Here is a 17,999-nt window from a genome sequence, read left to right as displayed (position 1 = left end):
AGTTATAGTTATGTTGTCTTGCGTCATGCCCCGTAATGTTCCTGTGAAAAGTCCCCCGCAGTGCCTGCTCATGACAGCAGCTGTGTGAGGAACACGTCGGAGAAGAGGATGAGCACGCTCGAGCTCACCACCGCGTCGGTGCTTGCCTTTCCCACTTCCACCGATCCTCCCTCCACCGTATAGCCGAAGAAGGACGACACGCTCGATATGATGAACGCGAAGAAAAGGCTTTTTATGATGCTCATCCACACAAACCACGGGTTGAAAGCGTGCTGAAGTCCGAGCGTGAGGTCGTCGGGCGGCAGTATGTGACCGATGTATGCGGTGCCGTAAGCGCCCAGAATGCCGGTGGCGGAAGAGAATATCACGAGGAACGGCATGATTGTCACGAGGGCGAGAATCTTAGGCATGATGAGATAGTTAGCCGAGTTTACGCCCATTATCTCGAGCGCGTCAATCTGCTGTGTCACACGCATGGTGCCGAGCTCTGACGCGATGTTCGAGCCCACCTTGCCCGCAAGGATGAGACACATTATGGACGAGGAGAACTCGAGGAGCAGTATCTCGCGCGTGGTATAGCCCGATACCCACCTCGGCATCCACGGGCTCTGGATGTTGAGCTTCATCTGTATGCATATCACCGCTCCTATGAAGAACGATATGAGCAGCACGATGCCGATGGAGTTCACGCCCAGCGACGACATCTCCTTGACGTACTGCTTGAGGAACATGCGCATGCGCTCAGGGCGGGCGAACGACCGTCCCATGAGCATCAGGTAGCGTCCGAGTGTTGTCAGATATTTTGTAATCAACATATTGTGCTTTTTTGATATGTCTGTGACTGTACGCTTGCAAAAGTAGTAATAAAAGATTAAAAACTGCCAAAAGCTTTGAAGTTTTATGTTTATTTCATACTGGGACATCCGGAGCTGTGCCTGTGTGTGCCGGAAAAGGCGTGGCTGAGGCATATAAATGAAAATATAAAAAAACGGAAAAAGCGGAGGCGGAATGTTAAATATCCGTCGCGCTTGTAGCGAAAACAGCGCGTCAGAATGTGCGGGCGGGATTTCCGTCCTGAATATCGCGTAATTTCTGGTTTTGCGTAATGCGTTGATATACATTCGTTTGCGTTCTTCCATCCCGCTGTCCCGTCTTGGCGGTCTTACGGAAAAGCCTGTTCCGCCTTCCGATATGGGCTTTTCGGGCAGACGGAACGGGCTTTCCTGCACGCCGGAAGAGGCTTTTACGCATGACAGGAAAGCCTCTTCTGCGGTCGGACGGGTGTGACGACGGCTTGCCACCGGTGCGGAAGAGGCTCTTCCGGAGCGTTTCATGGCGTGACGACTATGCGGATTGTGAAAAACGGTATGTTAAATTTGAACCCTCTAAAGTGAACGTATGTTAACGTCTTCCGGTTTCCGGCACGCCGCTTCTCCGCAGTGCAGGCTTCCGCGCCAGTCTGTGCCGCCCGTTCAGGACATGCGCCGCCGTGCGCGGACAGTGCCTTTCCGCCGCCGTGTGAAAAAGCCTGAAACACAGTTTGCACGGAAAAATAAAAACATATAACTTTGTAACCGATATAATAAAGCATATGAACGGAACAGACAACAATGCCGGTGCCGCCGCCACACACAGTATGGTGCTGCGCACTGAAGGACTCGTGAAACGCTACGGCAAGCGCACGGTTGTGAACGATGTGTCGATAAACGTGAGGCAGGGAGAGATTGTGGGACTGCTCGGACCCAACGGAGCCGGAAAGACAACATCATTCTATATGACCACCGGACTCATCGTGCCGAACGCCGGACACATCTATCTCGACGATAAGGACATAACAGACTATCCCGTCTATAAGCGTGCCCGCGCGGGTGTGGGATACCTTCCTCAGGAGGCGAGCGTGTTCAGAAAGATGAGCGTGGAGGACAATATCCTCTCCGTGCTCGAGATGACCGGACAGCCGAGGGCGCGTCAGCTGGAGAAACTCGAGAGCCTTATAAGCGAGTTCCGGCTCAATAAGGTGCGCAAGAACAAGGGCGACCAGCTGTCTGGAGGAGAGCGTCGCCGCACGGAGATAGCGCGCTGTCTTGCCATCGACCCCAAGTTCATAATGCTCGACGAGCCTTTCGCCGGTGTCGACCCCATTGCCGTCGAGGACATACAGCACATAGTGTGGCGGCTGAAATACCGCAACATCGGCATCCTGATAACCGACCACAACGTGCACGAGACGCTCAACATCACCGACCGCGCCTATCTTCTCTTCGAAGGAAAGATACTCTTTCAGGGCGCGCCCGAGGAGCTGGCGGCAAACAAGGTGGTGCGCGAGAAGTATCTGAGCAACAGTTTCGAGCTGAAGAAAAAGAACTTCCAGCTCATCGACGAGGAGCGCAGGGCAAGGGAGAACGCCGCGCAGAACAACGGATGACAATACGTACGGACTTATGAAATACATGTTTCTCTCAGACATCCACGGCTCGATAGGCAGTCTGCGGCGTGCCCTCGACTTCTACACCGACGCCCGCTGCGACATGCTTCTGCTGCTCGGCGACATAATAAACTATGGTCCCCGCAACCGCATTCCCGACGACATAGACCCCGCAGCGGTGGCTGCGAGGCTCAACTCCATGCGCGATGACATCGTGGCAGTGAGGGGAAACTGCGACTCGGAGGTAGACCAGATGCTGCTGAAGTTTCCCATCATGGCAGACTATGCCGTGGTGACGGACGGCGGCAGACGCATATTCATCACCCACGGACACATATATAATGAGGACAATATGCCTGTCTTGCGCAACGGTGTGTTTGTCTACGGACACACACATCTGTGGAAACTCACGCGCCGCGAGGGCTGTGTGGTGTGCAACACAGGCTCTGTCACCTTCCCGAAGGAAGGACGCGAACCCACGTTCGCCCTTTACGACGACGGAGTGATGAGCGTGCGCAGGCTCGACGGAAGCGTCGTGGAGCAGCTCACCCTATGACACGCTCCGCCCGCACGGGCTGTCATGCCCTCCGGAGGAGGCTGTCCTGCCGTCCTGACAACCGCCGCCGCCATGCCGCAGGGAGGCTTGCTGCGGTGGCTCCGACAAGTGGTAAAATTTCAAAATTTTCATTCTTATGTTAGGTTATTACATTAATAATGAGTAATTTTGCACTTTCAAAACGAATAATAAACAGTAAATAAATATAAGAAAACCAAATCAGAAATGAATATTTTATTTGAGAATCCCGACAAAGTAAACGGTCTCATGACCGTCACTGTCGAAGAAGCAGATTTCAAGGACGATGTAGAGAAGACTTTGAAAGACTACCGTAAGAAAGCGAACTTCCCGGGCTTCCGTCCGGGTATGGTGCCGATGGGACTTATTAAAAAGCAGTTCGGCGCATCTGTGAAGATGGACACTCTTAACAAGTTCGTGGGAGAGAAGATTTATACTTATATAAAGGACAACAAGATACAGATGCTCGGAGAGCCCCTTCCTTCTGAAAAGCAGGAGCCGGTGGACATAGAGAAGGACGGACCGTACACTTTCATGTTCGACATAGCTGTGGCTCCTGAGTTCAAGATAGAGCTCAACGGCGACACCAAGCTCGCTTACTACAACATCAAGGCGGACGACAAGCTCATCGACCAGCAGGTGGATATGTTCGCAAGTCAGCTGGGAAGCTATGAGAAGGCAGACTCTTACGACGGCGAGCAGCGCGACATGCTGAAGGGCGACCTGCGTGAGCTGGACGCTGACGGCAACACAAAGGAAGGCGGAATAACGGTGGACGGAGCCGTGATGATGCCCGAATATATTAAGGTGGAAGACCAGAAGAAGCTGTTCGACAACGCAAAACCGGGCGACATCATCGCCTTCAACCCGCGCAAGGCTTATCCGGACAACGACGCCGAGGTGGCAAGCCTGCTCAAGATAGACCGCGAGGCTGTGAAGTCGATGGATTCCGATTTCAGCTATCAGGTGATAGAGATAAGCCGCTTCAAGAAGGCTGAGGTGAACCAGGAGATGTTCGACCACGTGTTCGGCAAGGACGCAGTGAAGAGCGAGGAAGAGTTCCGCGCCAGGATAGCCGAGGATCTCAAGCCGCAGCTTCAGGCAAACAGCGACTACAAGTTCCTTATCGACGTGCGCAAGTATGCCGAGGACGCTGTGGGCGAACTCACATTCCCCGACGCTCTCCTCAAACGTGTGATGCTCCTTAACAATAAGGACAAGGGCGAGGAATATGTCGAGAAGAACTACGACGAGAGCATCAGGCAGCTCAAATGGCATCTTATAAAGGAGCAGCTCGTGGCTGCTAACAACATCAAGGTGGAGGATGCCGACGTGAAGGCAGCCGCAAAGGAGGCTGCGCGCATGCAGTTCGCACAGTATGGCATGAACAATGTGCCTGACGAATATCTCGACAACTATGCCGGTGAGATGCTGAAGAAGCGCGACAGCGCGGCAGGTTTCGTCGACAGCGCGGTTGAGAACAAGCTCGTGCAGGCACTCAAGGGCGTTGTCACTCTCGACGAGAAGACAGTCACCCTCGATGAATTCAACGAGCTGATGAAATAAATAAATTTGAAAAAAAACTTCTTTTTTAAGAGGTTGTCGACTTTTTTTGCTATCTTTGTGTAAGATATATTGCGGAAAAGAGTCGGCAACCTCTTTCTCTGTATATTTGTTAACGGTTATTTTGAATGTAATAAATATATTATTGTCATTAGTATGAACGATTTTAGAAAATATGCCACCCGTCATCTCGGAATGAACGGCATGACCCTCGACGAGGTGTTGAGGGCGCAGTCGGGATATCTCAATCCGTATATTCTTGAGGAAAGACAGCTCAACGTGACGCAGCTCGACGTCTTCTCAAGGCTCATGGCGGACAGAATAATATTCCTCGGAACGGAAATCAACGACTATACAGCCAACGTGCTGCAGGCGCAGCTCCTTTACCTCGACTCGGTGGACAGCTCGATGGATATAAACATCTACATCAACTCTCCGGGCGGAAGTGTCACTGCAGGTCTGGGCATTTACGACACCATGCAGTTTGTTGAGAGCGACGTGGCGACAATGTGTACGGGCATGGCGGCGTCGATGGCGGCGGTCCTACTCGTAGCCGGTAAGGAAGGCAAGCGCACTGCTCTCACCCACAGCCGCGTGATGATACACCAGCCTTTGGGCGGTGTGCAGGGACAGGCGTCCGACATCGAGATTGAGGCGCGTGAGATACAGAAGTTCAAGAAAGAGCTCTACACCATCATCTCCGAACACTCCCACACTCCTTTCGAGAAGGTATGGCAGGACAGCGACCGCAACTACTGGATGACAGCTGCCGAAGCCAAGGAGTACGGAATGATTGACGCGGTGATGAAACGCAAGAGTTCCGCCGACAAATAAACGGTATGCGGGCGGCTGGCAGCCGCACCCGCGCACACCGTGAATCATAAAAACAATACATATATATAAAGACATAGAGACACATAATGCCCAAGAAAACATGCAGCTTCTGCGGTAGAGGCGAGAAGGATGTCAGACTGCTGATAACCGGTCTTAACGGTTTCATATGTGAGGATTGCGCCGTATCGGCATACAAGATAGTGGAGTCTACAGGACTACTCGACAAGGACGGCTCTCCTGCCGCAGCCGATGACAAGTTCAAGATAAAGAAAGTGCCGAAGCCGAAGGAGATAAAGGACTTCCTCGACCAGTACATCATAGGTCAGGACGAAGCCAAACGCTATCTCTCGGTTGCCGTATACAATCACTACAAAAGGCTTCAGCAGCCGAAGGACGACGGCGGTGTGGAGATAGAAAAGAGCAACATCATAATGGTGGGAAGCACCGGCACGGGAAAGACCCTCATGGCGCGCACCATAGCAAAGCTGCTCGATGTGCCCTTCACCATTGTCGACGCGACGGTCTTCACGGAGGCTGGCTATGTGGGAGAGGACGTTGAGAGCATCCTGAGCAGGCTGCTTCAGGTAGCCGACTACAACCTCGCGGCGGCGGAGCGCGGCATCGTCTTCATCGACGAGATAGACAAGATAGCGCGCAAGAGCGACAATCCGAGCATCACGCGCGACGTAAGCGGAGAGGGCGTGCAGCAGGGACTGCTCAAGCTCCTTGAGGGAACGATGGTGAACGTACCGCCAAAGGGCGGACGCAAACATCCCGACCAGGACTACATACACGTCGACACGCACAACATACTCTTCATCTGCGGCGGCGCGTTCGACGGCATAGAGCGCAAGATAGCGCAGAGGATGAACACCGGAATGGTGGGATTCAACACCGTGCGCAACGCACACAGGATAGACAAGGAGAACATAATGAAATACATTCTTCCACAGGACCTCAAGTCGTTCGGGCTAATACCGGAGATCATCGGACGCCTGCCGGTGCTCACATACCTTGACCCGCTCGACCGCGCCGCGCTTCGCCGGATACTCGTCGAGCCGAAGAACTCCATCGTGAAGCAGTATTGCAAGCTGTTTGAGATGGACGGCATAAAGCTCCACTTTACCGAGGAGGCTCTCGACTTCATCGTGGACAAGGCTGTGGAATACAAGCTTGGTGCGCGCGGACTGCGCTCCATTGTGGAGTCGGTCATGACCGACGCCATGTTCGAGGTGCCCTCCAAGCGCGTGAAAACGTTTGAGGTGACTCTTGACTATGCCAGGAGCCAGCTTGACAAATCGCATCTGCGCGGACCGGTCGTAGCCTGAACCGGATTGCCGCGCATGATGACCGTCTGTTGCTTAGAGCTATGCACGACAGCTCTCAACCTTTCATTCTAAATAAACTCTATGACATATAAAGGAAATCTTAATAAGGAACTGAAACGCTATTTCGGCTTCGACAAGTTCAAGGGAGACCAGGAAGCCATCATACGTAACCTGCTCGACGGCAACGACACGTTCGTGCTCATGCCCACGGGTGGCGGAAAGAGCCTGTGCTATCAGCTCCCGTCGCTCATCATGGAGGGCACGGCAATTGTCGTGTCGCCGCTCATCGCGTTGATGAAAAACCAGGTGGACGTGGTCAACGGACTCAGTGAGGAGAGCGGAGTGGCGCACTATCTGAACTCGTCGCTCAACAAGGCGGCGTTGCAGCAGGTGGTGGACGACGTGCACAGCGGCAGGACCAAGCTGCTCTACGTGGCTCCGGAGTCGCTGAACAAAGAGGACAACATGGAGTTTTTCAGGTCGATGAAGATTTCTTTCTACGCCATAGACGAGGCTCACTGCATATCGGAGTGGGGACACGACTTCCGTCCCGAATACCGCAACATACGACCCACAATATCCAAGATAGGCTCGGCTCCGGTCATCGCGCTTACCGCCACCGCCACCGACAAGGTGAGGACAGACATAAAGAAAAGCCTCGGCATAACGGACGCGCGCGAGTTCAGGAGCTCGTTCAACCGTCCCAACCTCTATTACGAGGTAAGGCAGAAGACCAAGGACATAGACAGACAGATAATAAAATTCATAAAACACAACGCCGGGAAGAGCGGTATCGTGTATTGCATATCGCGGAAGAAGGTGGAGGAACTGGCTGCCGTGCTTCAGGCAAACGAGATAAAGGCGGCTCCTTATCATGCCGGTCTCGACTCGGCGACACGCTCTCAGACACAGGACGACTTCCTTATGGAGCGCATAGACGTCATTGTCGCGACCATAGCCTTCGGTATGGGCATCGACAAACCGGACGTGCGGTTCGTCATACACTACGACATACCGAAAAGCCTCGAGGGATATTATCAGGAGACGGGACGCGCCGGACGCGACGGTGGAGAGGGACTGTGCATAGCCTTCTATGCCTATCAGGACCTGCAGAAGCTTGAGAAGTTCATGGAGGGAAAGCCTGTGGCTGAACAGGACATAGGACGCCAGCTGTTGCAGGAGACCGCCGCATATGCCGAATCGTCGGTATGCCGCCGCAAGCTGCTGCTGCACTACTTCGGCGAGGAGTACAAGGAGGACAACTGCGGCAACTGCGACAACTGCCTGCATCCTAAGGAGCGGCGCGAGGGGAAGGAGGCTCTGCTCATCGTGCTCAAGTCTGTCGTAGCCATGAAGGAACCGTTCCAGCAGGCATATATCACAGACTTCGTGAAGGGAAGAGCCACCGACGAGATTGTGTCACACAAGCACGACAGGCTGGAAGAGTTCGGTTCAGGCGAGGATGAAGACCCGAAGATATGGAACGCTGTGATACGCCAGGCACTCATCGCGGGCTATCTCGACAAGGAGGTGGAGAACTACGGCGCGCTGCGCATAACGGCAGAGGGGCGCAAGTTCATAAAGAATCCGGTGTCGTTCATGATTGTCGAGGACAACGACTTCAACGAGAACTACGACGAGGAAGGCGGTGACCGTACCGGAGCCGCGCTCGATCCGGAGCTGTATGTCATGCTGAAGGACCTGCGCAAGAAGGTGGCTAAGAAGATGGGACTGCCCGGATATGTCATTTTCCAGGACGTGTCGCTCGAGCAGATGGCAACGATGTATCCCGTCACCATAGAGGAACTGCAGAACATACAGGGTGTGGGCATAGGCAAGGCGAAGCGTTACGGGCGCGAGTTCTGTGAGCTCATAAAGCGTCATTGTGAGGAGAACGAGATAGAAAGACCCGAGGAACTGCGCGTGAGGACGGTGGCTAAGAAGTCCATACTCAAGGTGAAGATAATACAGAGCATTGACCGCAAGATACCTCTTGACGACATCGCGTCGACCCAGGGGCTCGATTTCGATGAGCTGCTCGACGAGATTGAGGCTATCGTATACAGCGGCACGAAGCTCAACATAGACTATTTCCTCGACGATGTGATGGACGCCGACCACATAGATGAGATATACGAGTATTTCCGCGAAAGCGAGACCGACGACATTGAGACTGCGCTCGAGGAGCTCGGTGACGACAGCACGGAGACCGACATACGCCTCGTGCGGATAAAGTTCATGTCGGAAATGGGCAACTGACGGTTGGGTGAGCCGTGTCCGGAAGGGTGGTGTACAGTCGGATTGTGTATGTGTGAACGATTGTTAATTGTGTTAATCGCATACCGCCCAACCCGTCATGGCTGCCTGTTTTCTGAAAAATAATGTCTTTGCCTGCAAATATCGTGAAAATGAATGTGCAAAGTCAATGGCTTGAATCATAAGGTATTGGATGTCCGGACGCCTTGTGTGTGCATCAGGAAAGCCTTGTTCATGGAGACAAACGTGCCAATGCTGGGCGCAGAAATGCCAAAAAACGCTGCCGGAAAACACTCTTCCGTTGTGCGGAACGGTGCTTTCGGAACGATGGAAGAGCCTTTTCCGCACGGTGATAAAGCCTCTTCCGTGCTGTGAGGAGTCTGTGCCGTTGACAGCATACGGCGTTACGGGATGTTAGACGTAGCTGTTCCGTTCTATTTCGTAAATGTTAATTGTCAAAATAAAATCAAGCTTTTATTCATCCTTATCGTCCCGTCCGCCGTGTCATGGCGTGCCATCCCTATCATGCCATGCCGCATACTGTCATGCGCGCGCCGCCTTACACCGCTGCCTCCCTCCGTCATTGAGCCTGCCTGCGCGTGCATTCGGATAAATAGTGTTAACGTGCGAGCGAAAAGGTTGTGCGGTTATCTATAATGTGAAAAAATTGTGCTAAATTTGCACGCAATAAATTTTCAATGTATTATATGTCATCATTTGTTGCAGATAAAATTGTAATGGACGGTCTGACTTTCGATGACGTCCTTCTTATTCCGGCTTATTCAGAGGTTTTACCGAAGACGGTGGATTTGAAAACCAGTTTCTCACGTAACATACGGCTCAACGTTCCGTTTGTCACAGCAGCCATGGACACTGTGACGGAGTCGGCAATGGCGATAGCCATAGCGCGCGAGGGCGGTATCGGCGTGATACATAAGAACATGTCGATAGACGAACAGGCACGTCAGGTAGCCATCGTGAAGCGAGCCGAGAACGGTATGATCTACGACCCTGTCACCATCCGCTGCGGACGCACGGTGAAGGACGCGCTCGACATAATGGCTGAGTACCACATCGGAGGAATACCTGTGGTGGATGAGGAGAAGCATCTTGTGGGTATCGTGACAAACCGTGACCTGCGCTTCGAACGCCATCTCGACAAGCTCATCGACGACGTGATGACAACCGAGAATCTTGTTACCACACATCTGCAGACCGACCTCAGTGCCGCAGCGCAGATTCTTCAGGAAAACAAGATAGAGAAACTGCCGGTGGTTGACAAGGACAACCGTCTGGTGGGACTCATCACTTACAAGGACATAACAAAGGCCAAGGACAAGCCAATGGCATGCAAGGACGACAAGGGACGCCTGCGCGTGGCAGCCGGAGTGGGTGTCACGGCAGATACGCTCGACCGCATGCAGGCTCTTGTGGAGGCTGGCGCCGACGCCATCGTGATAGACACCGCACACGGACACTCAAAATATGTGATAGAGAAACTTGTAGAGGCGAAGGCTTCATTCCCCGGTGTGGACATCGTGGTGGGCAATGTAGCCACTGGAGCCGCCGCGAAGATGCTGGCAGACAACGGCGCCGACGCGGTGAAGGTGGGCATCGGTCCGGGCTCCATCTGCACCACACGTGTGGTGGCAGGAGTGGGAGTGCCGCAGCTGAGTGCCATATACGACGTCTACACAGCCCTTCAGGGCACAGGCGTTCCTCTCATCGCCGACGGCGGACTGCGCTACTCGGGCGATGTTGTAAAGGCTATAGCGGCAGGCGGAACGTGCGTGATGATTGGTTCGCTCGTTGCCGGAACAGAGGAGAGTCCGGGCGACACCATCATCTTCAACGGTCGTAAGTTCAAGAGCTATCGCGGCATGGGATCGCTCGAGGCTATGGAGAACGGCTCGAAGGACCGCTACTTCCAGGCGGGCACGAAGGACGTGAAGAAGCTCGTGCCGGAGGGAATAGCCGGACGTGTGCCCTACAAAGGCACCGTGCAGGAGGTGATATACCAACTCGTGGGAGGCTTGCGCTCAGGCATGGGCTACTGTGGAGCGCACAGCATAGACGAACTGCACAACGCACGTTTCACACGCATCACCAACGCTGGAGTGCAGGAGAGCCATCCTCACGACATCATGATTACGAGCGAGGCTCCCAACTATTCGCGTCCTGAATAAACCGAAGGAACGGATGGCATTAAGAACAAACAACTGGAGAATGATGAGATTCAGCATGCTGATGCTTGCGGCGCTTCTTTCCGGAAGCGTCGCAAACGCCCAGAACGACCCGGTGGTGATGACCATAAACGGACAGCCGGTGACGCGCTCTGAGTTTGAATATTCATACAACAAGAACAATTCGGAGACCGTGGTCGACAAGAAGAGTGTGGACGAATATGCCGAACTGTTCATCAACTACAAGCTGAAGGTGCAGGCAGCCATAGACGCAGGCATCGACACAACGAAGAATTTCAGGTCGGAGTTCCTGCTTTACCGCAACCAGCAGATACGTCCGTCGTTCATCAGCGACGCCGACATAGAGAAGGAGGCGTGGAACGTGTATAAGGCAACGCAGACCCGCGTTGACTCCTTGGGAGGACTTGTGAAGCCCGCCCACATTCTCGTCGGACTGAGACAGAACGCTCCTGCCGGCGCGCAGGAGAAGGCTAAGGAACGCATCGACTCGATATACAACGCCCTCAAGGGAGGCGCCGACTTCGCCTCGCTGGCGCGCAAGTGCTCAGACGACCACCGCTCGGCAGTGAATGGAGGACGCCTGCCGTGGCTGCAGAAGGGACAGACGCTGAAGGAGTTTGAGGACGTGGTGTATTCGCTGAAGAAGGGTGAGATGAGCAAACCGTTCCTCTCTCCGGCAGGATATCACATCGTGCTGCTTGAGGACAAGGGCATGTTCTTCCCCTACGACTCGGTGCATGCCGACATACTGCGGTTCATCGACCAGCGCGGAGTGCGCGAGCGCATCATCACACAGAACATCGACTCCATAGCAAAGGCGTCGGTGCCGCCCGTCACTCCCGACGAACTTCTCGACCGCAGGGCGGCGGAGATGGAGGCGGCAGACCCTGACCTGAAGAATCTCATACGCGAGTATCACGACGGACTGCTTCTTTATGAGATAAGCAACCGCACCGTATGGGAGAAGGCGGCTGCTGACGAGAAAGGACTGGAACGCTGGTTCAAGAAGAACAGGAAGAAATACCGTTGGGACGAACCGCGCTACAAGGGAATCGCATATTTCGTGAAAGACGCTTCGGACATCGACGCCGTGAAGGACGCTATAAAGAAGGTGGACTTCAAAAACTGGGCTGACACGCTGCGGCGGACGTTCAACGACAGCATCATACGTGTGAGGGTGGTTAAGGGAATCTTCAAGAAAGGAGACAACGCTCTTGTGGACAAGATGGTGTTCAAGGCTGACACGACCGTCACCCCGCCCTCCGAGTATCCCATACCAGCCGTATACGGCAAGCGTCTGAAGTCGCCGAAGTCGTATGAGGACGTGCGCGAGCTCGTGGTGGCAGACTATCAGGAGCAGCTCGAGAAACAGTGGGTTGCGGAACTGAGACGCAAATATGCCGTGACCGTGAACAAGGATGTGCTCGCCACAGTCAACAGACACTGACACGTGGCGTTGCCGATATATTAAACAAAAAGAATGAAATGAGAAAACTGACTAACATCTATACCGGCGTGCTGGCAGCGGTGTTCCTGTCCGGCGTGAGCGTCACGGCAGGAACGGTAGCGCGCGGCGATGCCGGAAACGACTCAGTGGCGACAGCCCGTAACGTGGAGATACCGGAGAGCAGCATAGCCGATGAGGTGATATGGATAGTGGGCGACGAACCCATTCTGAAGTCTGATGTTGAGATGATGCGTCTTCAGGGAGAGGCGGAAGGTATGAAGTGGCACGGCAATCCCGACTGCGCCATACCCGAGCAGCTCGCCGTGCAGAAACTGTTCCTGCATCAGGCTGAGCTCGACTCCATAGAGGTGTCGGAGTCGGACGTGGCAAGGGAAGTCGAGGCACAGATAAACCGCTGGATTCAGTTTGCCGGCTCGCGCGAGAAACTGGAGGAATACCGCAAGGCGACCATCGCCCAGATGCGTCAGGAACTGCACGACGAGTTCAAGAACAGCCTGCGCATCAACCAGATGAAAAAGGAGCTTGTGAAGGACATCGCCGTCACTCCTGCCGACGTGCGCCGCTATTTCCGCGACCTGCCTGCCGACAGTCTGCCTCTCGTGCCGACCGAGGTTGAGGTGGAGATCATCACCAAGCAGCCGAAAATAGAGCAGGCGGAGATAAACCGCGTGAAGGATGACCTGCGCTCTTACACGGAACGTGTGATGAGCGGGGAGACAACTTTCGCCACACTGGCACGCCTCTATTCAGAGGATGAGGGTTCCGCTCGGCAGGGCGGTGAGATGGATTACATCGGACGCGGATATCTCGACCCGGCGTTCGCCAACGTGGCGTTCAACCTCACCGACCCCAAGAAGGTGTCGAAGATAGTGGAGTCAGAATACGGTTTTCACATCATACAGCTCATCGACAAGCGCGGCGACAAGATAAAGGTGCGTCACATCCTGCGCAAGCCGAAGGTGTCGGAGGCTGCCTTGAAGGAGATGACCCATAAGCTCGACTCGCTTGCCGGAGAGATACGCGGAGGCAAATACACCTTCGAGCAGGCTGCCACTTTCGTTTCCGACGACAAGGATACGCGCAACAACAACGGTGTGATGTCTTACATATCCATTGAGGGACGCACCTCACGTTTCCGTATGCAGGACCTTCCCACGGAGGTGGCGCGCGAAGTGGAGAAACTGAAGGTGGGCGAGATATCGAACGCTTTCGAGATGCTCAACAGCAATGGCAAGACGGTGTGTGCCATCATCAAGCTCAAGAGCCGCACCGAGTCGCACCGTGCGACCATCACCGAAGACTATCAGGTGATGAAGAACGTGGTGTTGCAGAAGGAACGCGACAAGTTCCTGCATGACTGGGTTGTCGACAAAATAAGTAAAACATACGTCAGGATGAACGACAAATACAAGAACTGCGATTTCGAATACGAAGGTTGGGTCAGATGACGTATAATAATATAAAATTCCTATTTAAGGACGGGCATAGAATCATCTTGTTGTTGGTTCTATGCCTGTTTGGACTTTGTCTCGTGGCATCTTCGGTAGTACCAAGGACAAAGGGGAAGCGTGCCGCAGACGACGAGCGGGTGTATCTCGTGCATGCCGACGAACTGAAATATGACGCCTACGGACTCAATCCGCACGCGCAGATAGCCAAGGGAAAGGTGCATTTCAGACATAAGGGAGCCAATCTGTGGTGCGACAGCGCCTATTTCTTTCAGGAGAACAATGCCATGCAGGCGTTCGGACATGTGAGGTTCAGGCAGGGCGACACCCTCTCGCTCACGTGCGACTATGCCGAATACGACGGCATGGAGCAGATGATGATGGCGAGGCGCAACGTGGTGATGAAGCACCGTGGGCGCACGCTCTACACCGACAGCCTCAATTACGACCGTCTTTACAGCTATGCTTACTTCTTTGAAGGCGGTGAGCTGGTGGACGGCGGAGACAAGCTTGTGGCTGACTGGGGCGAATACAATACTGCCACAAAGCAGGCGGCGTTTTTCTATAACGTGCGTATGCTGAGTGACAAACAGGTCATAACGACCGACTCGCTCTACTTCGACACAGAGCAGTCTGTGGCTCATGTGACAGGTCCTTCGCGCATAACGTCGGACGGAAGCGTCATCAACACCGAGAACGCTTATCTCAACACCGAGACAGACCAGGCGCGCTTCTTCAGCCGCTCCACCATCACCGACAAGGAAAAGACCATCACCGGAGACAGTCTTTATCACAACAGCGAGACGGGAATAAACGAGGGCTTCGGCAATGTGGTGTATACCGACACGCTCAACAAGAACGAGCTGATATGCGACCGCCTGTTCTACAACGAGAAGACGGGCTACGGATATGCCACGGATAACGTCTTGCTGAAGGACTTCTCGCAGAAGCCCGACACGCTTTACATGCATTCTGACTCGCTGAAGATATATACATATAATATTAATACGGACTCTGTCTACCGCAAGGTGCACGGATTCCGCAAGGTGCGCGTCTATCGGACGGACGTCCAGGCGGTGTGCGACTCGCTCGTGTTCAATTCTGCTGACTCGTGCCTCACTATGTATCACGACCCGATAGTGTGGAACGCAAACAGGCAGTTGCTCGGAGAGAGAATAGAGGTTTACATGAACGACAGCACCGTAAGGCTCGCGCGGGTCATCGGACAGGCTCTTTCGGTGGAGCTGGTGGATAAGGAGAACCATTACGACCAGGTGTCGTCGCGCGTCATGGACGCCTTTTTCACCGACGGCGCGTTGCGGCGTCTGGTGTCGACGGGCAACGTGAAGTCGGTCTATTACATCTCCGACGACAATGACAGTACTCTTTCCAACCTCAATTATATAGAGACCGACACCATGCGCCTGTTCATGACGGCAGAGCGGAAGCTCGAGAAGATATGGGCTCCGAAGGCTGTCGGCACCATATATCCCATGACGCAGATTCCTCCGGAACGATATAAGCTTCCGGAGTTTGCGTGGTTTGAGGAGATACGTCCGGTTAATCCGGCAGACGTGTTCAACTGGCGCGGAAAGAGTGAGGATGAGAAGCTCAAGATAGTGGAGCGTCAGCAGGCTCCGCTCCAGCGTCTGCGCGGCAGGGGAGGAGGCGGTGAGCGATGAGTCTCTTCCGTAACATCAGACCACGGCGTTTCTCCCACACCTTTATATATATAGACGAGAGGAGGGAGCGTCTGCGCGATATCGAGCGGCGCGCGGCTGAGAGTATGTCGGCGGAAAAGCGCGGAGAGGCGCGTCATGATAAGGACGGTGCGCGGCGGGACGGCGCTTTTCACATCATGCGTACGTCAGGACCGTATGCGCGCCATGGTTTCTCCGGACTGTTGATGCTTCTCCTTTTCCTTATTATATTGTTTATTGCGTTAATCAGTTTTATCATAAATTTCTGATATGAGTGATGTCATTCAATTGCTGCCGGACTCAGTCGCCAACCAGATTGCAGCCGGTGAGGTGATCCAGAGACCCGCAAGCGTCGTCAAGGAGCTTGTGGAGAATGCCATAGATGCGGGAGCCACGCATGTCAATGTGCTGGTGACGGATGCCGGACGCACGTCCATTCAGGTGATAGACGACGGCAAGGGCATGTCCGAGACCGATGCGCGCATGTCGTTCGAACGGCATGCCACGTCGAAGATACGCAGTGCGGCGGATCTTTTCTCGCTCCATACCATGGGCTTCCGCGGCGAGGCTCTCGCCTCCATAGCGGCTGTGGCGCATGTTGAGCTGAAGACACGCAGGCAGGAGGACGAGGTGGGCACTCATCTGTCGGTGTCCGGCTCGCGTTACGACAGTCAGCAGCCGTGCTCGTGTCCGGTGGGAAGCAATTTCATGGTGGACAACCTTTTCTATAACGTACCGGCACGCCGCAAGTTCCTGAAGTCGAACACCACCGAGCTGAACAACATCATCGCGTCTTTCGAGCGTATCGTGCTTGTGAACCCGTCGGTGGCGTTCTCGCTTCACAGCAACGGCACTGAACTGTTCAATCTGAAGCCCGGAGGGTTGAGGCAGCGTATCGTCGACGTGTTCGGAAAGAGAATAAACCAGAGTCTTCTGCCTGTCGACGTCGACACGTCGTTATGCAAGATACACGGTTTTGTGGGCAAACCGGAGTCTGCCCGCAAGAAAGGCGTGCATCAGTATTTCTTTGTCAACGACCGCTACATGAAGCATCCTTACTTCCACAAGGCTGTCATGTCGGCTTTCGAACGGCTTGTCCCGGCAGGCGAGCAGGTTCCGTATTTCATTTATTTCGAGGTTCCGGCGGAGAATATAGATGTGAACATACATCCCACGAAGACTGAGATAAAGTTTGACAACGAACAGGCGATATGGCAGATTCTCACTGCTGCGGTGAAAGATTGTGTGGGAATGTTCAATGATGTCACAGCAATCGACTTCGATACTCAGGACCGTCCCGACATCCCGGTGTTTGACGGCGAGGGTGACCTGCCAATGCCTAAAGTGGAGTACAACCCTTCATACAATCCGTTTGAGTCAACGCCGTCACCGAGAAGGTCTGCCGCCCCTGCCGGATGGGAGCAGCTCTATGACGGACTCAAGCCTGTGCAGGACGATGATCCTGCCGGACTGTTTGACGACGAACCGGATTCCGGCAGTGTGGACCCTGCTCCGGCGGCAGGAGATATTGCCGAGAAGTCACCGGCACATTATCAGTATAAGGGACGCTATATAATGACCGCCGTCAAGTCGGGACTGATGATTATCGACCAGCACAGGGCTCATGAGCGCATCCTTTATGAGAAGTACATGTCGCTTCTGCGCGATAACAAGTCGTTCCCCCAGAAGGTGCTGTTCCCCGAGGTGGTGCATTTCTCTGTGGCGGAGAACAATGTTCTTGGCAAGATGATGCCACAGATGGGCGCGCTCGGGTTCGAGCTCACCGATCTGGGAAACGGTTCTTACGCCATAAACTCTGTGCCTTCCGGCATTGACGGACTCAATTATGTGAATCTTGTGCGCGACATCGTCAGTACGGCGACCGAAAACCCGTCGGGCGATGTGGACGAAGTGAGCCGTATTATAGCCTCCGGTCTTGCGCGCAATGCGGCGGTTGTCTACGGACAAGTGCTTAGTAATGAGGAGATGGAGAACATAATAAACGCTCTTTTTGTGTGCTCAAACTTCAACTATACGCCCGACGGCAAGAAGATATTAAGCATACTTAAAGGGACTGAAATAGAGCATCTGTTTGCATGATAACAGCAATTTTATGTGCCATTTTAATTGATTTAAGCTTTTTTTTCATGCTTAAAGCAATATTTTTAGCTAAAAAGTGTTGCTGTAAAGATTTTATTG

The 17,999-nt window shown here is 53.7% G+C and carries 12 protein-coding genes; 11 read left to right on the top strand and 1 reads right to left on the bottom strand.

Annotated elements, in window-relative coordinates:
- Positions 1–68: 68 nt before the first annotated feature.
- Complete coding sequence (locus BN4609_RS08690; RefSeq protein ID WP_021993489.1) at positions 69–815, bottom strand: MlaE family ABC transporter permease; 747 nt, start codon at positions 813–815, stop codon at positions 69–71.
- A gap of 776 nt (positions 816–1,591) precedes the next feature.
- On the opposite strand from BN4609_RS08690, the gene lptB reads away from it, so the two are divergent.
- From lptB to mutL, 11 genes are all read left to right on the top strand, one after another.
- Positions 1,592–2,425, top strand: coding sequence for an LPS export ABC transporter ATP-binding protein (gene lptB / locus BN4609_RS08680; RefSeq protein ID WP_021993490.1), 834 nt, complete (start codon positions 1,592–1,594; stop codon positions 2,423–2,425).
- Between the two features lie 16 nt (positions 2,426–2,441).
- Positions 2,442–2,981, top strand: coding sequence for a phosphodiesterase (yfcE, locus tag BN4609_RS08675; RefSeq protein WP_068856267.1), 540 nt, complete (start codon positions 2,442–2,444; stop codon positions 2,979–2,981).
- Positions 2,982–3,206: 225 nt separating this feature from the next.
- Complete coding sequence (gene tig / locus BN4609_RS08670; RefSeq protein ID WP_068856265.1) at positions 3,207–4,565, top strand: trigger factor; 1,359 nt, start codon at positions 3,207–3,209, stop codon at positions 4,563–4,565.
- A 153-nt stretch (positions 4,566–4,718) separates the two neighbouring features.
- Entirely contained in the window at positions 4,719–5,396 is a 678-nt protein-coding gene (gene clpP, locus BN4609_RS08665) for an ATP-dependent Clp endopeptidase proteolytic subunit ClpP (RefSeq protein WP_021993493.1), read from the top strand.
- 86 nt (positions 5,397–5,482) lie between these two features.
- Entirely contained in the window at positions 5,483–6,724 is a 1,242-nt protein-coding gene (clpX, locus tag BN4609_RS08660; protein WP_068856263.1) for an ATP-dependent Clp protease ATP-binding subunit ClpX, read from the top strand.
- Between the two features lie 81 nt (positions 6,725–6,805).
- Complete coding sequence (recQ, locus tag BN4609_RS08655) at positions 6,806–8,983, top strand: DNA helicase RecQ (protein WP_068856260.1); 2,178 nt, start codon at positions 6,806–6,808, stop codon at positions 8,981–8,983.
- A gap of 704 nt (positions 8,984–9,687) precedes the next feature.
- Positions 9,688–11,166: an IMP dehydrogenase gene (guaB, locus tag BN4609_RS08650; protein ID WP_068856380.1), complete on the top strand. Its 1,479-nt coding sequence runs from the start codon at positions 9,688–9,690 to the stop codon at positions 11,164–11,166.
- Positions 11,167–11,209: 43 nt separating this feature from the next.
- Positions 11,210–12,631: a peptidylprolyl isomerase gene (locus BN4609_RS08645; RefSeq protein ID WP_068856379.1), complete on the top strand. Its 1,422-nt coding sequence runs from the start codon at positions 11,210–11,212 to the stop codon at positions 12,629–12,631.
- A gap of 38 nt (positions 12,632–12,669) precedes the next feature.
- Positions 12,670–14,100 (top strand): peptidylprolyl isomerase, encoded by a 1,431-nt coding sequence (locus BN4609_RS08640; RefSeq protein ID WP_068856258.1) that lies wholly within the window; start codon positions 12,670–12,672, stop codon positions 14,098–14,100.
- Positions 14,097–15,782, top strand: a complete 1,686-nt coding sequence (locus BN4609_RS08635; RefSeq protein ID WP_068856256.1) for an OstA-like protein — start codon at positions 14,097–14,099, stop codon at positions 15,780–15,782. Before BN4609_RS08640 ends, BN4609_RS08635 begins: the two co-directional genes overlap by 4 nt.
- Before the next feature lie 288 nt (positions 15,783–16,070).
- Positions 16,071–17,900: a DNA mismatch repair endonuclease MutL gene (gene mutL, locus BN4609_RS08625; protein ID WP_068856254.1), complete on the top strand. Its 1,830-nt coding sequence runs from the start codon at positions 16,071–16,073 to the stop codon at positions 17,898–17,900.
- The last annotated feature ends 99 nt before the right edge of the window (positions 17,901–17,999 follow it).

Origin of the sequence: Leyella lascolaii (genome assembly GCF_900079775.1) — a bacterium.
In the GTDB taxonomy this organism is placed as follows: domain Bacteria; phylum Bacteroidota; class Bacteroidia; order Bacteroidales; family Bacteroidaceae; genus Prevotella; species Prevotella lascolaii.
This window is presented reverse-complemented; position numbering and strand designations above follow the sequence as displayed.